The organism is Microcoleus sp. S13C4 (assembly GCF_036700865.1).
GTDB lineage: Bacteria > Cyanobacteriota > Cyanobacteriia > Cyanobacteriales > Microcoleaceae > Microcoleus.
This window is the reverse complement of record NZ_JAUBPS010000034.1, coordinates 1-17236: the sequence shown is the minus strand read 5'-3', so window position 1 is coordinate 17236 and position 17236 is coordinate 1. Positions and strand designations below refer to the sequence as shown.

Genomic DNA, 17236 nt, shown 5'->3' with positions numbered 1-17236 from the left:
TGCAACAATCTAATTTTTAAATCTATAAGTGAGGTAATTAATTAGGTTACTTTTGTGAGTTATTTCTCTTCCCTTATCTTGTCTTCCTTCGTGCCCTTCGCGTCTTCGCGGTTCGTTTAATAAAAAGCCCGATCGCACTTTACAAAAAAACCTACCATAAAATCCTATGCAGCCGATCGCACTTTCCGACTCTCACATTTTATCCATCCGCACCCACGCCGAAAGCGCTTATCCTGAAGAATGCTGCGGTTTGTTGCTCGGTCGAGTTACTGGCGATGTTAAAACTGTGGTAGAAGTTTGGCCGACTGACAATGCTTGGAGTTCTGAGGCTGAAGAGAATTGGCCGGAACAAAAAGACTTGACAGAAAGACGCAGATATGCTATAAGACCCGAAGATATGTTGCGGGCGATGAAACATGGGCGCGATCGCACTCTGGATATTATCGGTATATATCATTCTCACACGGATTGTCCCGCAGTGCCCTCAGAGTGCGATCGGACATTGGCGTGGGCCGAATACTCTTATATTATTGTGTCCGTCCGACAAGGCTGTTGGGAAGACCTCCGCAGTTGGAGTCTTGACGGAGAGGGGAACTTTCAAGCAGAGGAAATTCTCGCAGTGGAACCGACTCAGATTAAGAAATAATTAGTAAAAATAACAAACTCGTAAAAAAGCGAAAGATTCAGATAGGATATAATTCAAAATCTGCGCTACACACAATATCATGCTAAATCCTAATCTGGACGAGATCCAGCTCAACAAACAAGAATACGAACGCTACTCTCGCCACCTGATCCTGCCAGAAGTTGGATTGGAAGGCCAGAAGCGTCTCAAAGCTGCCAGTGTGCTCTGCATCGGTACGGGAGGCCTCGGTTCGCCGCTGCTGCTGTATTTAGCAGCCGCCGGTGTTGGCCGCATTGGGATTGTAGACTTTGATGTTGTAGACCATTCCAATTTGCAGCGGCAAGTAATTCACGGCACTTCTTGGGTTGGGAAACCGAAGATTGAGTCGGCTAAAAATCGGATTTTAGAAATTAATCCTTTTTGTCAAGTTGATTTGTACGAAACTCGCGTTAGTTCCGAAAATGCGATCGACATTGCCACTCCTTACGATATCATCATCGACGGTACGGACAACTTCCCGACTCGCTATTTGATGAACGACGTTTGCGTGCTTTTAAACAAGCCCAACGTCTACGGTTCCATCTTCCGATTTGAAGGGCAAGCAACTGTTTTTAACTACGAAGGCGGCCCGAATTACCGCGATTTGTACCCGGAACCCCCGCCTCCTGGGATGGTTCCTTCTTGTGCAGAAGGCGGCGTTTTAGGCGTTTTGTGCGGAGTTGTCGGTTCTATCCAAGCAACGGAAGCTATCAAGATTATCTTGGGTCAAGGCACTACTTTGAGCGGCAGACTGTTGCTTTACAATGCCTTAGATATGACGTTCCGGCAATTGAAACTGCGGCCTAATCCAGTGCGTCCGGTAATTGAAAAGTTAATCGATTACGAACAATTCTGCGGCATTCCTCAAGCTAAAGATAAGGACGCGCAAGAACAAAAGAAAATTCCTGAGATGACTGTCACGGAACTTAAGGACTTAATCGACAGCGGTGCGAAGGATTTTGTATTGTTGGATGTTCGCAATCCCAATGAGTATCAAATTTGTCAAATTCCTGGGTCTGTTTTGGTTCCTTTGCCGGATATCGAACACGGCGCAGGTGTCGCTAAGGTCAAGGAATTGTTGAACGGCCACCGCTTGATTGCACACTGCAAAATGGGCGGGCGTTCTGCGAAGGCTTTGGGGATTTTGAAGGAAGCTGGAATTGAGGGGACTAATGTTAAGGGCGGAATTACTGCTTGGAGTCAAGAAGTAGACTCGTCTGTTCCTCAATATTAAGGCTAATCTTTTTCTGGGGCGGGTGATTTGCCCGCCCGGAACCGGGATTATGGTGGCGGCAACTGTTTATTTCTATTTAGTAGATTCTTGAACTTACCTAGTAGATTCTTGGACTTGGCACTCCACATAACAAAAAGCGAAACCCCAAGCCCCGCACCGATACTAATCAACAATACGAAGGCAAAAGAATTAATTCCCACCTTCAGGAAAGGCAAAGCAACAATTTGATTCGGCGGGTCTTGTTTAATTAAATAAGGAGCACTTCCAGCCACCACCCCGGCTATTCCCAAACCCAAGCCGACAGCTTGAATCGTTACCTCTAGTTTGGCATCCCGATAAGCTTCTTCGATCACCACTACACCTCGAATTGCTTCCATTGCTTTGTCTAGCAAGCCCGTACTGTGTCGGAAGTAACCCAAATCTGCCTTGATTTGCTCTTGAAACTGCGGGCAAGTCTCTTGGCTGAATAATTTTAAAAACTTTAAATCGCACTCTCTATCATTATACTTTTTTCTAGCTTTGATGTCAAGACTTATTTGATTTAATTTATCTTGGTAATTTTTGGCATTAATGGCGATCGTATTTTGGCGAAATTCCAAATCCATCAGCAACCGGGCATAATTCACAGCCCGTGGTGGCATCTCGATAGTCTTGCCTTCCAGATATTCCAATTCCTCTGGCTTTAAGCCAGTACCTTTCAATTGGCGCTGCGGCGCTGTATCGCGCTGCAAATAGCGAAAAGTCTCGTTGATATCCTCGGTAATTTTTTCGTATTCTTGACGGATTTGATAATAGTAGGCGCGGCTTTCCTGATAAGCCTGAATAGTTTTATTGCGGTACAAGAACAAGTCCAAAAAATCGCTGTACCGCGAATCCCAAATTTCACCAGTTGTCGCACTACTGAAAAACCAAATCAGAATGTGATCGCCAGCATTGGGATAACTGGGATTGCCATATTCTAAAATCGGACTGCCAAATAATTCGCCTTCACGGTAAAATTCTGGCAAGTCTTGACCGGAAATGAAGTTTTTCAAACACTTTTGGGCTAAACTTTGCAAATACTGCGAATCTTCCTCGGCTTCCTGTTTTTGGTCTGGACTCAGCCAAGCTGTCAGCAGCAGAGTTTGACCGAAATAACTATTAACCGAATCCCGCAGTAAGCAGTTATCGGGATTCAAATCCTGGAAGATGCTAAGGTCAACATCAGGTGTGTTAGTACCATTAGTTTTTTCGGGAACGCGGATGTTTAATCCCAAAGCATAACTGTCACCAATTCGCAGCATTTGAGCAAATCCTGCGAGGGAAATCTGCTGGTTGTGATGCTGAATCTCCTTATCAAAGGGTAGAGATTCCCGGTTGTTGACCTCAGCTTTCACAATCAGGTTGACACGCCTTCCTTTCGGTTGACTTGTTTGGTTTTTGTATAAATTGCGATCGTTAAATTCCGCAGGGACTCTGAGTTTTTCTTGGAGGATTTCGTTGCACTTGTACCAGAGGTGTTCGGGATCGATCGCAGGATTTGAGGTTGGTGGTAGGGCTGTTTGTGGGGAATTGGCAGGGGGATTTGAGGTTGGTGGTAGGGCTTGTTGTGGGGAATTGGCAAGAGGATTTGAGCTTGATGCTAGGATATCCCAGACATGGAAAGCAAATAAATGAACGTTGGGAGCATATACTGTACTAATTGGATTCATTACTGGTATCTGCACTATTTTCCTGGTCTTGTTTCAGTCTTTCTTTGTAAGCATTCATAATGCTTGCAGGTACGATTTTAGTGAGATTTTCCAGGGGTTCTTGGGTAGTTGACAGGGGTTGAGGCGGATCGGAGATTTCTCGCCGACTAGCCATGATTAATTCGTCTCCCAATTCGCGTTGTATACACCAAGTTTTGATAGTATCGTTAATAGTAGATTCTTTGCCTGCTAACTTGGTTATTTCGGCGGCTAAATTCGGTAAATCTTCCCATGCTTCCGGTGAAAAAATTTCGGGAATTTCTGTCAGCAAATAGATAAAACTAGCGATATCTTTGTAATCTTTGTCAATTTCCACAGGACAATTTTCCGTTAATAAAATGTCAGTTATAGCAACCGCCAAGGTGGTTAGGATTGTTCCGGTCACTGACCGAAATATCCTAGTATCCCGTAGCGCAGAATGCAGCCCAAAATTTGGGATTGATGAAAGGTGGTTTATCTTCTGGCCAGTAGCTTGACCGTTTGTTGAATGCTGTCATCCATGTTTCATCTAATTTTAAGGATTCAACCCAAATTTTCAAATCCTGTTTGCTGACGGCGCGCATCCAGTTTTGGGCAGCATTGACAGCAACTGCAACGAACCTTTCAGGGTGCAACTCCTGATAAAATTTTATCATAAAAATTGCCGTTGCCAAGTCATCGACGCTCCATAAGGTGCTGACAACATTCAAACTCCCAGCGTACAAGAAGCCGCTGGGTAAACCAATATACTCATCGGTGATGGCGATGGAGTCGGTTAACCCGGTTTCGCAGGCGGAGAGTGTCACCAGCCTGCACTGCGATAGGTTTAATTCTGCGAAGATTTCTTGCAAAGTTAGGCATTTTTCGGGGATGGCTTTTCGGCCGTCGCGCATGATGACAGGGCGGTCATCTGCATTTTGATTGTTGGTTTGTTCGATGGAATCGGCTAGGGCGAGAAGGGATAGCAGCGGATTGTCAAAGTTAAATAGTCCGTGGCAGGCAAAATGGATGTAGCTGGCATTTGAGATGGTTTCTCGGTTTTCGGTGAAGGCGATTTTTGTGGCTTGTTTGTTGATCAGAATGTCGTGGGATGTGAATCTGGTTTTGATGGTTGCTACTTCCATATCCGCGTTGGATAAATCTTCGGTGGGATTCTGGATGGCAAATAATGGCTGGTGTTCGGGTGGGGGAGATGTGCGGGTTTTGATGCGGGTTTGTACGAGTTTCAGGAGTTGCAAACTGGGTGCGTATTTCACACCGTTGGGGAAGCAGTCTAACAAGTACCTCGTAGGGGCGGTGCCCCCGTGCCCGCCCTCTGATGTGAATTCTAAGGCGTGGAGGGGGAATAGGTGCAGGTAGCGGTGGGGTACTAGGATTAGTTGTTGGCAATCGGGGGGGATGTGGGCGATTATCTCGTTTAGCTGCAAGATTTCGGAGAGTTTTTGGAGTTTTGTGGATAGGGTGTGTTGCCAGATTCTGTTTTGTTTTTCGTCGCCTCGGTATTGTTCGAGATATTTGTTTTTCCAGGTTTCTAATTCGGTTATTTGGGTTGTGGTGTAGGTGACTAATTCGATGTTGTCGCGGGTGATGATGAAGGCAAACCCACCCGTAGGGGCGGTGCCCCCGTGCCCGCCCTCTGAGTTGTTGCCGATGTACCATTCTACGATCGCTGTTTCGGTGTCTAAGGTTTGTTGGAATTTGGTGATGTCTATGGGTTCGACTTTTTGAGTTAGGGTGAATTCTGGTTCTCGCTGTTTTATTTGTTCCAGCAGTTGTGCTAGTTGCTGTAAGGTTGTTTCTAATTTGGCTTTTTGTTGTTGGAAATATTCGGGGCTGAGGCTGCGGGTTTGGGTTGTGCGTTGTGAGGGAGAGTCTTCGGGAACCCCCCCCGGCCCCCCCTTGGTAAGGGGGGGAGAAAGAGGGGGAGGAGATGGGGTTTCTGTTTCTAGGAGTTGTTGGGAGGCGGCGATTTGGCGGCGCAGGTTTTGGAGTTGCTGTTTCTCGGTGTCGGTGGCTGTTTTGGGGTAGATTTCGCTGTTGGTGAAGAGTTCGACTAGGTAGCGGGATTTGCTGCGTTCGATTGTTTGCAGGGCTTTGTCATATTGTTGGTGATTGATGCAGGATTGCATCATTTTTTCGTAGATGTTGAGATTTTGTTCGATGATTTCTCGTTTGTGTTTGTCTGATGTTATCCACTCGCGGCTTTGTTCGACTGCTTCAATGGCTTTTTCGTAGCCGAATATGGCTGTTTCCCACAAACTTTCGTCAAATCCTAAATTGCCTAAGTTCTGCCCACTTCGTAGACAGTTAAGGGGTAAGGTGGTAGGAGTGCAAAATTCTAAAGCAGCTTCATAAAATGCGATCGCCTTTTCTAAATTATCACCCCTGTCTCCCTTGATTCTGTCACTGTAAGCAGTTGCCAAATTATTTTGAGTGTCTGCCCAAGATTGGGGGAAAGCTTCGCGGGTGCGAACTTGTAAAGCTGCTTGATAAAATGCGATCGCCCTTTCTATATTTTCTCCACTGTCTCCCTTGATTCTATATAAGTAAGCAGTTGCCAAATTATTTTGAGTGTCTGCCCAATATTCGGGAAAAGCTTCGCGGGTGCGGACTTGTAAAGCAGCTTCATAAAATGCGATCGCCCTTTCTATATTTTCTCCACTGTCTCCCTTGATTCTATATAAGTAAGCACCGGCTAAATTATTTTGAGTTTTTGCCCAATATTCGGGAAAAGCTGGGCGGGTGTAAACTTGTAAAGCAGCTTCATAAAATGCGATCGCCCTTTCTATATTTTCTCCACTGTCTCCCTTGATTCTGGAAGAGTAAGCAATTGCCAAATTATTTTTAGTCATTGCCCAATATTCGGGAAAAGCTTGGCGGGTGTAAACTTGTAAAGCTGCTTCATAAAATACGATCGCGCTTTCTATATTCTCTCCCCTGTCTCCCTTGATTCTCTTTCTGTAAGCTTCTCCCAAATTATTTTTAGTCATTGCCCAATCTTGGGGAAAATCTTGGCGGGTGCGAACTTGTAAAGCTGCTTCATAAAATGCGATCGCCCTTTCTATATTCTCTCCCCTGTCTCCCTTGATTCTGGAAGAGTAAGCATTTGCCAAATTGTTTTGAGTCCCAGCCCAATCTTGGGGAAAAGCTGGGCGGGTACGAACTTGTAAAGCTGCTTCATAAAATGCGATCGCCCTTTCTATATTCTCTCCCCTGTCTCCCTTGATTCTATTTCTGTAAGCTTCTCCCAAATTATTTTGAGTCAGTGCCCATTTTTCGGGAAAAGCTGGGCGGGTGTAAACTTGTAAAGCTGCTTCATAAAATGCGATCGCCTTTTCTATATTCTCTCCCCTGTCTCCCTTGATTCTGTTTCTGTAAGCATTTGCCAAATTATTTTGAGTCCCAGCCCAATCTTGGGGAAAATCTTGGCGGGTGCGAACTTGTAAAGCTGCTTCATAAAATGCGATCGCCCTTTCTATATTCTCTCCCCTGTCTCCCTTGATTCTGGAAGAGTAAGCAATTGCCAAATTATTTTGAGTCCCAGCCCAATCTTGGGGAAAAGCTGGGCGGGTACGAACTTGTAAAGCTGCTTCATAAAATGCGATCGCCCTTTCTATATTCTCTCCCCTGTCTCCCTTGATTCTCTTTCTGTAAGCTTCTCCCAAATTATTTTGAGTCAGTGCCCATTTTTCGGGAAAAGCTGGGCGGGTGCGAACTTGTAAAGCTGCTTCATAAAATGCGATCGCCTTTTCTATATTCTCTCCCCTGTCTCCCTTGATTCTGTCACTGTAAGCACCACCTAGACTATTTTGAAATTTTGCCCAATCTTCTGAGTAAGCTTCGCGGGTAAAAATAGTTAATCCTATATCCAGACAAGCAATCGCAATCTCTATGTTGCTTCTGCGACTGCCTTGCTGAAGACTTGAAATTTTTATATTTAAATTGTATAAAATCTTGGCACGAGTTTCTGCTTTGTCTGCATCCAAGTTGGGCCGGGTTTCAGTTGCCCACTCTCGCAAATATTGGGCAAAATCATCGTCTAATAATTCTAGATTGGCTTGCAGGATGGCGGTTTGTTCGTCGCTGTCCCAGGTGAGGAGAGATTGAATCAGGGTGAGATAGGATTGGCGGCGTGCTTCGTTCATTTTTTGCTACCCATGTTTGTTTGATTTTACATTTTTTGCGGGGGGAAATCAAGGGAGTTTTGAACCGCAGATGTTGGCGGATGGACGCGGATAAACGCAGATGTAAGGGCCCAAATATGCGGTAGCAGCCTGCGAAGATTCAGGCAGACGGAAGCGATCGAACTGACGATTAAGCCTCGATCCCCCCTAGCCCCCCTTAAAGAAGGGGGGGACAAGATTCCGATCAAAGTCCCCCTTCTTAAGGGGGATTTAGGGGGATCTAGCCTCCGCTATAAACGAGAGATAAAAAGAGTTTTAGTCTCCTACAAAAAACCCAGATTACCTCAACCCTTCAACTAACAAATTGCGAGCACTTTCCAACGCTGACTGCAACTTACTTGCATCGCGTCCCCCAGCCTGCGCCAAATTCGGCCGCCCGCCGCCTTTTCCGCCGCAAATTTGAGCAATTCCCCCGATAAACTTGCCAGCTTGCAATCCTTTCTTATTGACTTCTGGACTAAAAGCAGCCACCAAACTTACCTTGTCCGGTTCAGGAATTGATGCCAAAACAACCGCAGCATTTCCTAACTTTTGCTGCAATCTTTCCGCCGCAGTTTTCAGCGCTTCCGTATCCACATCTCCCAATTGAGCTACAATGATTTTGAATTCGGCGACATCCTCAGCCGCACTCAGCAACTGGTCGGATTTCACGATCGCCAATTCCGACTTGACAGCAGCCAAATGTTTCTGAGTATCCTTCAACTCATTCTGCAAATTAGTAATCCGGTTCGGCAATTCTTCAGGCTTCGCCTTAAATCGATCGCCCAAATCGCGCACCACCTTATCCCGCACATTCAAATAGTCCAAAACAGCTTGGCCGGAAACCGCTTCAATCCTGCGAGTTCCCGCCGCTACCCCCGCTTCGGAAACAATCTTAAACAGCCCGATTTCTGCGGTATTGCTGACGTGAGTCCCCCCGCACAATTCCATCGAAACGCCGGGAAAATCGATAACCCGCACCACGTCGCCGTACTTCTCGCCAAACATCGCAGTCGCGCCTTTTTCTCTCGCTTGGGCGATCGGCATTTCTGCAACGACCGCAGCGTGCGCCTCAGCAATCCAACTATTAACTAAATCCTCAATTTTCTGCAACTCTTCTGCTGTGACAGCGCGCGGAGAATTGAAATCAAACCGCAATCTCTCAGACGATACCAGCGAACCAGCTTGCGAAATCGAATCGTCCACAATTTTTCGCAAAGCTGATTGTAATAAGTGAGTTGCTGTGTGGTTAGCCTGAATTCGGCGGCGACCGCTATTGTCAATTTTCGCAGTAATACTATCGCCCACTTTCAGCGTTCCCCGTTCCACAAAGCCGAAATGCACGAAGAAATCCGATTCCTTCTTCACATCATCAACTCTTACTAACAAACCATCACCATTATCTCCGCTTTTCAAATAACCTTTATCCCCAATTTGTCCGCCGGATTCAGCATAAAACGGCGTTTGGTTCAAAACAACTTGTACCTCAGTACCGGCGGCTGCTTCCTCCACAGATTTGCCGTCAACCAAGATAACTTCCACCTCAGCTAAACTCGACAATTCAGCATAACCGACAAACTCAGTTCCTTGGATAGTTTCAGCCAACTTATCCAAAGAACCCTGCACGGTCAAATCGATTGTTTGGCGAGCATCTTTAGCGCGAGTTTGCTGTTCCTTCATCGCCGCTTCAAAGCCGTCTAAATCCACAGTAATTCCCTGTTCCTCAGCAATTTCTTGAGTCAGTTCTAAGGGGAAACCGTAGGTATCGTAAAGAGTGAAAGCATCTTGACCGCTGATTTGTTGGTTGGTTTGCTGTTTAGTGCGATCGACAATTTCCTCCAGCAGCTTCTCTCCGCGTTCCAAAGTCTTGAGAAACTGCGCCTCTTCCCTTGCCAATTCCGCCTTAATTTGAGCTTCCCGCTGCCGCACGTTCGGATAAGCAGCTTCCGAAAGGGCGATCGCACTTTCAGCCACCCGCACCGTAAATTCGCCCTGAATTCCAATCAGTCGCCCGTGGCGCACCACCCGGCGAATCAACCGGCGCAAAATGTAACCCCGACCAACATTCGACGCGCGAATTTCGTCCGCAATCATGTGCACCACAGCCCGAATGTGATCGCCAATTACTTTCAGCGAAACCTTGACTTTTTCATCGCTATTGTGGTAATCAATTCCGGCAATTTCTGCGGCCGATTGAATGATCGGAAAAATCAAATCTGTTTCGTAATTATTGGGGACTTTCTGGAGGATTTGCGCCATGCGTTCCAGTCCCAAGCCAGTATCAATATTTTGATTTTGCAGCGGTGTTAAATTGCCCTCTGCATCTTTATTGTACTGCATGAAAACCAGGTTGTAGAATTCAATAAACCTGGTATCATCTTCGAGGTCAATATTGTCGCCTCTTTCTGGGTGAAAATCATAGTAAATCTCGGAACACGGGCCGCAGGGGCCAGTCGGGCCGGATTGCCAGAAATTGTCATCTTCTCCCATGCGCTGAATGCGATCGCCCGGAATGCCAATTTCATCGCGCCAAATCGCAAAAGCTTCGTCATCTTCTCGGAAAACACTAACAACCAAATTCGACGCTGGTAAACCGAAAACTTCCGTGGAAAGTTCCCACGCCCAGGCGATCGCCTGTTTCTTGAAATAATCCCCGAAACTGAAGTTACCCAACATCTCAAAAAACGTGTGGTGGCGGGCGGTGCGGCCGACGTTTTCGATGTCGTTGGTGCGGATGCACTTTTGAGAAGTCGTGGCGCGCGGTGATTCGGCGGTGCGCTGTCCAAGAAATATCGGCTTGAATTGTAGCATTCCGGCGATCGTCAGCAACACTGTCGGATCTTCGGGAACCAAAGAAGCACTCGGCAAGATTTTATGTCCCCGCTGGGCATAAAAGTCGAGGAATGTTTGGCGGATTTGGCTGCCACTGAGAAACTTAGGAGAAATAGACATGACAAAAACAGTTAAGTATGTAAAGATGTAGCAGCAATAGAACTTACATCTATGTGGATATTTATATCATTATACTTAGTAATGTAAAGACCTATCAAGTTTTGCAAATAGTGCTTTACTCCTCGGAAAGCTCGTGCTAACTTAATAATAGACACCCGGACAGAAACAGAAAGGAGGTCGCTATATTTAGAAAGAAAGTTCGAGGATATAGACATGGTGTCTCCGGTCTAGATTCCCAGGCGCAGCAGAAATTAACCGAACACAACTTGCAATAGTGGCGAACTGCCGATCAAGCAGTCAAGCCAAACCGCAGTCGAGTGAGACTTAGTTGTCGTTGCGGAATAAAAGTAAAGCTGCACAAGTTGCAAACCCTAGTAAGTAAAAGTTCTCAACCGGAAACACATCTCGTTTGTTAGAAAAAACCAAGTTCTCATATTATTGGGTCTGATCGCTGTCGATCGGGCCCTATGAATTTTTATAGGGCGATCGCAGGAGCACAGGGGCAGAGTTCGGCTGTATAAGCGCTTTCAGGTCAAAGGCAACATCCTCGGAGCCGATCGGCGAGCGATCGGTGCAGCTTTGGAGTTATATCTTATATATAATTAGAGTTGGAGCGCGCGCCCCGGTTTTTGCTGCGACCCAAGCGCTATAGTATCAGGCACTGTCAAGATGCGATATCATTGAGGATGTCAGTCAAGACATTAAAACCTACCCCGCTGTGCTGTATAGCAGCAAAGTTTACGCTTCTCTGACCTTGGTACAAGGCAAGGATAGCAAACCGCCATTTTTGGTGACAAGACCAGGCTCAAAAATTTGAATCTCAGGATATTTAGAGTCAAAACTCTAAAAAATCCCATCCCCGAGGCAGGGGTGAGAGTTCAAAAAATAAAATGCCGCCCGGTCAAAAAAGCTAGTGCCACCAACAAACTTCGTAAATCACTAGCACAGTTCTTAAACTCACAATTTCCGGAGATTCCAGGTACAAGTATGCCCGAAATAACTAAAGAAGAAATGCGCGAACGGCTGGGAAATATCGACCAGATTCGCGATATAATTTTTGGAGCGCAGCTTAGAGAATACGACAATCGCTTCGATAAAATAGATTCCGACTTGTCGATGATGCAGCAAGATATGCAAACTCGCATCGAACAAGTAAAAACAGTTCTTTCAGGAGAAATGAAGGCTGCTGTTGATTCGTTAGAAAAAAAAGTTAAATCGCTCACCTCAAACACTCAAGAAGAAAGCGCAGACATCCGTCAGCAAGTCGATCGCGTTAACCGCAAATTCTCCAGCAGCATGGAAGCCCTGGACGAGGCTATAGACAATCAAACCAGTTCGCTTCGCGACGAACTCTCCAAAACCAGAGATCGACTATCTGAAGAAAGCCGCACTTTGAAAACACAAGTTTTTGAAGAGCTCGACCGCCGCTTTTCTATGCTCAGAGATGTTAAAGTTTCTAGAGACGACATGGCAGAAATTCTGTTTGAACTCGGCATGAGGCTCAAAGGAACAGAATTTGTGCCCGAACTTAAAGGCGTTGCTGATAATAAGTTAAATAACGAATTTCTGTTGCCGGAGCGCCACCATAACGGATAATAACGCATGGCTTTACCGAAAGAAAATCCCGCTGACGAAAATGAGTTAGAGGGTTTTGTTTCTAAACCTGACGAGTCTGCTGCGGATGCAGCAACCCAGCTAGAACCCTTGCTGAATCTGTTAGTCGATCTCAAAATTATTGCAGGTTCCAACCAGCAAAATGCAGAGTCCGAAGATGACAGCAGCGACGAAAAAAATCAAGCTGGGGCCCTCGGCGGGTTGATGGATTTGTTAGGTATTTCCTCAGAAAAGCAAGAGGAAGTTGCAGCGAGTCTGCCCGAAACTGGCGATCGCAAACCGGAGTCTGGCGATACGCCGCCTGTTGTAGACGAGTTCAAAAGTTTGCTATTCGCTACTCACAAACTCAACACTTCAGAACTGGAAAAAAACTATTCCTCAGCTAAAACTATAGATGTTTCAGCGATCGCCCAGCCGGATTTGGAGGACAAATCAAAGCCTGTCGAAGAATTGTCTAACTTGACAATGAAAGATTCTCTACAGGAAGTACAGGCTCAAGAATCCCACGGGAGCGATCGGTATTTACAGGGTGTTTCCGCTCCCGAAACCGAGTCAAAACCCTCGGAAATTCCCCATGACCCCATAGTTTCCCCAGTCTCAGAGCCACCAGAAACTGGATATTTAGATGCTGCGGTGGCTTCGGATCTAGAAATTCCCAACTTACGAGAACAGCCAACAGAAATATTAGGCCAAATTAAACAGGATTTAAATGAAGCCGACAGCGCCATGGAAAGGCTGCAAAATCTGATGTTCGGCTCACAAATCTCGGATATCGAGCAAGTGAAAAGTCTGCTGGCAGAAAACGATTTGCCGGGGGTGCGCCACCTGATGGCAACAATCGACGATAAATTAGAAAAATTGGAGCACCAAATCTACGAGCCCCAAGAGTTGATTGAGTTGATGTTGCCTTGGATCGCAGAAATTCTCAGCCGCAAAATTGCTGATTCGAGAGAAGAAGTTGTTAAGGCGATCGTGCCCATTATTGACGAAGTGATTAGGGCAAAAACTGTCGAAAACAAGTCGGCAATGAGTGCGGCAATAGCTGAGCTGCTTCCCGACGCACTTGCTCAACAAATAGTGAATTCGCCAGCGGATATTGCTAAGGCGATCGCCCCAGAAATAGGTCTGGCAATTAAAGAGCAAATTCGCCTTGACCAAGAGTCGATCGCCCAAGCCCTCGCCCCCGAAATGGGCAAAGCTATTACAGCCCAAATAAAACTCGAACGCGACTCTATGGTGGATGCGCTCTATCCCGTAATTGGCAGTACAATTTCCCGATACATGGCCGAAGCTATCAAGACAATCAATGAAAAAGTGTCCAATGCCATCAGCGTCGAAGGATTTCAGCGAAAAATTCGCTCCAAAGTACAAGGAGTCTCCGAAGCTGAATTAATCCTCAAAGAATCAGTACCCTTCACCGTCCAAGCAGCATTCTTAATTCACAAAGCATCAGGCTTGATAATTTCCGAAGTTCAAAACTCAGAGAGCTACCAGTTAGAATCAGAAATGGTAGCCGGAATGCTCACCGCTATTCGCAGCTTTGTTAACGACTGTATCGTTCGGCCCGGAGAAGTTTCCGAACTAAATCAAATTGAATACGGCGACTCAAAGATTATGCTAGAAGTAGCGGGATATTGCTACATGGCCGTCGTGATTAAAGGAGAACCACCCGACTCTTTCATCAAGAAAATACGAGAAACCGTTAGTAATCTCATCCTTAATTATGCTCAAGTAATTCACGAGTTTAACGGCGACCCCGGTACTATACCGGAGGCGCTGCACCCGTGTATAAAAACTTTATTCGACCCGCTACAAACGGAAAAATCAACAAAACCCCCGATCGCCCTAGCGGCTATCAGTTTAGCAACCCTAAGCTTAATCTTAGTACCTTGGGGAATTTATCAGTACCGCAGCAACATTGAGCGCCGCCTCGAAGCAAATGCCGTCGCCGCTTTAGCATCCACTCCCGAATTAGCAGTTTACCGCTTAGATGTTGCAGTGGATGGCAAAACTTTAAAGCTAACCGGAAAGTTGCCCAATCAAGAATTGCGGGCACAAGCCGAAAAAATAGCCGCAGCAACTGCACCAAAATTGCAATTAGATAATAGAATTGTAGCTGTAGATGTCCCCCCAGATCCAGTTTTGACGGCCGCCGAGGTGCAGCGGATTACCGCCGTTTTGAACCAGAGAGAGGGCGTTTCTATTTCTACACGGTATGGCGACCGCAAAGTGACTGTAGAGGGTACAGTTAGAGACAGTGCAGACGCACAGAAAATAGCTCAGTCCCTGAAGCAAATTCCCGGTGTTCAATCCGTGATTAGCACAGTTAAATTAGAGCCGCTGAAAATTACAACCCGCATCTACTTCGAGCAAGGAACGACAAAATTAGACTCAACAGATGAAGAAATCATCGCCAGTGTCAAAAATTTCATGGATCAATATCCTCAAAAACAGATTAAGATAATTGGGCACAGCGATCAAAGTGGAGAACTTGCTACAAATCAACAGTTGTCGCTCAGGCGTGCCGCAGCAGTGCGAGATGCTTTAGTGCGGCAAGGTGCTAACCCGAAGCGCCTCCAAACAATCGGCGTCGCGTATCCTCCGGCCGACGTGGCACCCAATCAACCACGACTTTTAAGCAGATGCGTGGTATTTGAACCCATAACTAAAACCATAAACAGTAAATAATTATGTCAGTTACTATATCTAAAAAAATGTGTATGATCGGCGACTTTGGCGTGGGTAAAACTAGCCTAATCCGCCGTTTTGTAGATCGGCAATTCAGCGACCAATACCTATCCACTGTGGGAGTAAAAATTTCCAGCAAAATTCTAGAATTAGAAGGGGTAAAACAGCGGGAAAATGTGAGTGCAAAGTTGCTGATTTGGGATTTAGAAGGGCATACAAAATTCAAAGGAATAGCACCGACTTACTTGCAGGGAGCTAGCGGCGTTTTAATCGTTGCCGATGTCAGTCGCTCCGAAACAGTTGAGCGAATCTCCGAACACATTCAGCTTTTTTCTTCAGTCAATCCTAAAGGTTCAATTATCGTCGCTTTGAACAAAGTAGACTTGATTGACGAGGAAAAATTGGCGCTGCTAGTGGAAATATCCCATTCGATATGTCAAGACAAAGTAATAGCAGTTTGCACGACATCTGCTAAAACAGGCAAAGACGTTGACGAAATTTTCTATAAACTAGCTTACACAATGATAGAACCAGTATGAACCCCATTTTAAGAAAGTTATTGGGCCCGCAACAAATAGAGTATTTGGTAGTAAATCACCTTTTCATCATTCAGGAAAACTCCGCCAAAGTGCAGCATTATGCCGATAATCCGGGCGACGCGATACCCGGTGCAGATGCTCGCATGAGTTTTCCCGAACTGATTGGCATTGAAAATATCCTCATGTCTATCATTATGGGACGGCTGCCAGGTTTTGAAATCAAAGGTATAGCTCGGTTTGCCGACCCCAAACGCCCTTTATACTTTGATATTTTGGCTATCAAACATGAAGACGAACAAGAAGATGTGCCAAATAAATTGTTAATTTTGATTGAAGATACCACCGAAAAGATGGTGATGAAGCAATCGTTGATTCAGAGCGCGAATGAAGCTAATCTTTTGGTTAGCGCCTTAGCCGCTTCTAAAGATTATATAGATAAAGTTATTCGTTCGATGGGCGATGCTTTGTTGGTGACAACAACATTAGGAATTATCAAATCAGTCAATCAATCAGCAAAATGGTTATTTGGGTACACCGAAGCAGAATTGATCGGCAACCCCCTCTCCCTAATAGTAGTGGAAGAAAAATTACTTTACCAAGCTCGCCACCGCTATATTTTGTCTCAGAAAGAGCCGCTCAGAGAACTGGAACTAATCTGCACTACTAAAGCAGGAGAAGAAATTTGGGTAGAATTTTCTTGTTCAGCCATTCAGACAGAATTAGAAGGACTTTACGATTTCATCTATATCGGCAGGGACATCACAGAACGCAAGCAACAAGAAATAGAAATTCGCCGCTCTTTGGCAAAAGAGCAAGAACTCAGACAGGTAAAATCTCGTTTTTTCTCAATGCTAGCTCACGAATTCGGCAATCCTTTAAATACAATATTATTTGCTACTAAAATCCTCCAAGACTACGGCGAGGAAATCACCCACGAGGAAAAACAACAATACCTCGCACACGTTCAATCCGCATCTAAACACATGGCTCAGCTATTAGATGACGTGCGGTTGCTCAGCAGCGTCGAAGCCGGCAAACTAGAATTCAATCCCGCACCAGTTAACTTACAAAAATTTTGCAGCGAGTTAGTAGAATCAATAAAAATTAGTTACGGAAAAAATCATATAATTAATTTTATTGATAACGAATTAATTATTGCAGCACAAAAAAATGATCGGGAGTCGGAGAAAACACAAGACTTGCCAGCACTGGATGCAAAATTGCTGCGGCACATCTTGACAAATTTGCTGTCAAATGCAGTCAAATATTCGCCGATCAACAGCAATATTTATTTTGAATTAAATTGTCAGAATAATGAAGAAGCTACATTTAAAATTAAAGACGCAGGCATTGGCATTCCTCTAGAAGACCAAGAACAACTGTTTGAATCTTATTATCGAGCCAAAAATGTGGGAAAAATACCCGGTACAGGACTGGGTTTATCCATAGTCAAGCAGTGTGTAGACTTGCACGGAGGTCAACTCGAATTTTCCAGCGAGACAGGGTTAGGCACTACCTTTATAGTCAAAATTCCATTTTACCAACACAGATAAATAGATTAATTTCAGATAATGCGCTACAGAGGGCGCATTCACTACTAATACCATTTTGCCAAATAAGTGCTACAATGTCAGGTCAGAAAATTAAGGGATTTTTTATGAAGGTCAACTATC

General features: G+C 45.3%; 10 protein-coding genes. 6 read left to right on the top strand and 4 right to left on the bottom strand.

Annotated features, from left to right (window positions below):
• Positions 1–166: 166 nt before the first annotated feature.
• A complete protein-coding gene (locus tag QT996_RS15840; protein WP_333047663.1) occupies positions 167–646 on the top strand; it encodes a M67 family metallopeptidase in 480 nt (159 codons plus the stop codon).
• A gap of 79 nt (positions 647–725) precedes the next feature.
• Positions 726–1898 (top strand): molybdopterin-synthase adenylyltransferase MoeB, encoded by a 1173-nt coding sequence (gene moeB, locus QT996_RS15835; RefSeq protein WP_333047662.1) that lies wholly within the window; start codon positions 726–728, stop codon positions 1896–1898.
• 47 nt (positions 1899–1945) lie between these two features.
• Here the strand turns inward: moeB and QT996_RS15830 are convergent, their stop codons facing one another.
• From QT996_RS15830 to alaS, 4 genes are all read right to left on the bottom strand, one after another.
• Positions 1946–3589, bottom strand: a complete 1644-nt coding sequence (locus tag QT996_RS15830) for a hypothetical protein (RefSeq protein WP_333047661.1) — start codon at positions 3587–3589, stop codon at positions 1946–1948.
• A complete protein-coding gene (locus QT996_RS15825) occupies positions 3576–4013 on the bottom strand; it encodes a hypothetical protein (RefSeq protein ID WP_333047660.1) in 438 nt (145 codons plus the stop codon). Before QT996_RS15825 ends, QT996_RS15830 begins: the two co-directional genes overlap by 14 nt.
• A 13-nt stretch (positions 4014–4026) precedes the next feature.
• Positions 4027–7752, bottom strand: a complete 3726-nt coding sequence (locus QT996_RS15820; protein WP_333047659.1) for a CHAT domain-containing tetratricopeptide repeat protein — start codon at positions 7750–7752, stop codon at positions 4027–4029.
• Between the two features lie 318 nt (positions 7753–8070).
• Positions 8071–10722: an alanine--tRNA ligase gene (gene alaS / locus QT996_RS15815; protein ID WP_333047658.1), complete on the bottom strand. Its 2652-nt coding sequence runs from the start codon at positions 10720–10722 to the stop codon at positions 8071–8073.
• Between the two features lie 987 nt (positions 10723–11709).
• Here alaS and QT996_RS15810 point away from each other — a divergent pair.
• Genes QT996_RS15810 through QT996_RS15795 form a run of 4 tightly spaced genes read left to right on the top strand, consistent with a single transcriptional unit; the run spans position 11710 to position 17116 of the window.
• Positions 11710–12318, top strand: coding sequence for a hypothetical protein (locus QT996_RS15810; protein WP_333047657.1), 609 nt, complete (start codon positions 11710–11712; stop codon positions 12316–12318).
• A gap of 6 nt (positions 12319–12324) precedes the next feature.
• Positions 12325–15024: an OmpA family protein gene (locus QT996_RS15805; protein ID WP_333047656.1), complete on the top strand. Its 2700-nt coding sequence runs from the start codon at positions 12325–12327 to the stop codon at positions 15022–15024.
• A gap of 2 nt (positions 15025–15026) precedes the next feature.
• Positions 15027–15563: a Rab family GTPase gene (locus QT996_RS15800; protein ID WP_333047655.1), complete on the top strand. Its 537-nt coding sequence runs from the start codon at positions 15027–15029 to the stop codon at positions 15561–15563.
• Positions 15560–17116 carry a PAS domain-containing sensor histidine kinase gene (locus QT996_RS15795; RefSeq protein WP_333047654.1) on the top strand — a complete coding sequence of 519 codons (1557 nt, stop codon included), beginning with the start codon at positions 15560–15562 and terminating at the stop codon, positions 17114–17116. Before QT996_RS15800 ends, QT996_RS15795 begins: the two co-directional genes overlap by 4 nt.
• The last annotated feature ends 120 nt before the right edge of the window (positions 17117–17236 follow it).

Bases quoted from the DNA above. Each gene is read 5' to 3' on its own strand.
- QT996_RS15840 (WP_333047663.1), top strand. From the start codon at position 167: ATGCAGCCGATCGCACTTTCCGACTCTCACATTTTATCCATCCGCACC.
- moeB (WP_333047662.1), top strand. From the start codon at position 726: ATGCTAAATCCTAATCTGGACGAGATCCAGCTCAACAAACAAGAATAC.
- QT996_RS15795 (WP_333047654.1), top strand. From the start codon at position 15,560: ATGAACCCCATTTTAAGAAAGTTATTGGGCCCGCAACAAATAGAGTAT.
- alaS (WP_333047658.1), bottom strand. From the start codon at position 10,722: ATGTCTATTTCTCCTAAGTTTCTCAGTGGCAGCCAAATCCGCCAAACA.
- QT996_RS15820 (WP_333047659.1), bottom strand. From the start codon at position 7,752: ATGAACGAAGCACGCCGCCAATCCTATCTCACCCTGATTCAATCTCTC.
- QT996_RS15805 (WP_333047656.1), top strand. From the start codon at position 12,325: ATGGCTTTACCGAAAGAAAATCCCGCTGACGAAAATGAGTTAGAGGGT.
- QT996_RS15800 (WP_333047655.1), top strand. From the start codon at position 15,027: ATGTCAGTTACTATATCTAAAAAAATGTGTATGATCGGCGACTTTGGC.
- QT996_RS15830 (WP_333047661.1), bottom strand. From the start codon at position 3,589: ATGAATCCAATTAGTACAGTATATGCTCCCAACGTTCATTTATTTGCT.
- QT996_RS15810 (WP_333047657.1), top strand. From the start codon at position 11,710: ATGCCCGAAATAACTAAAGAAGAAATGCGCGAACGGCTGGGAAATATC.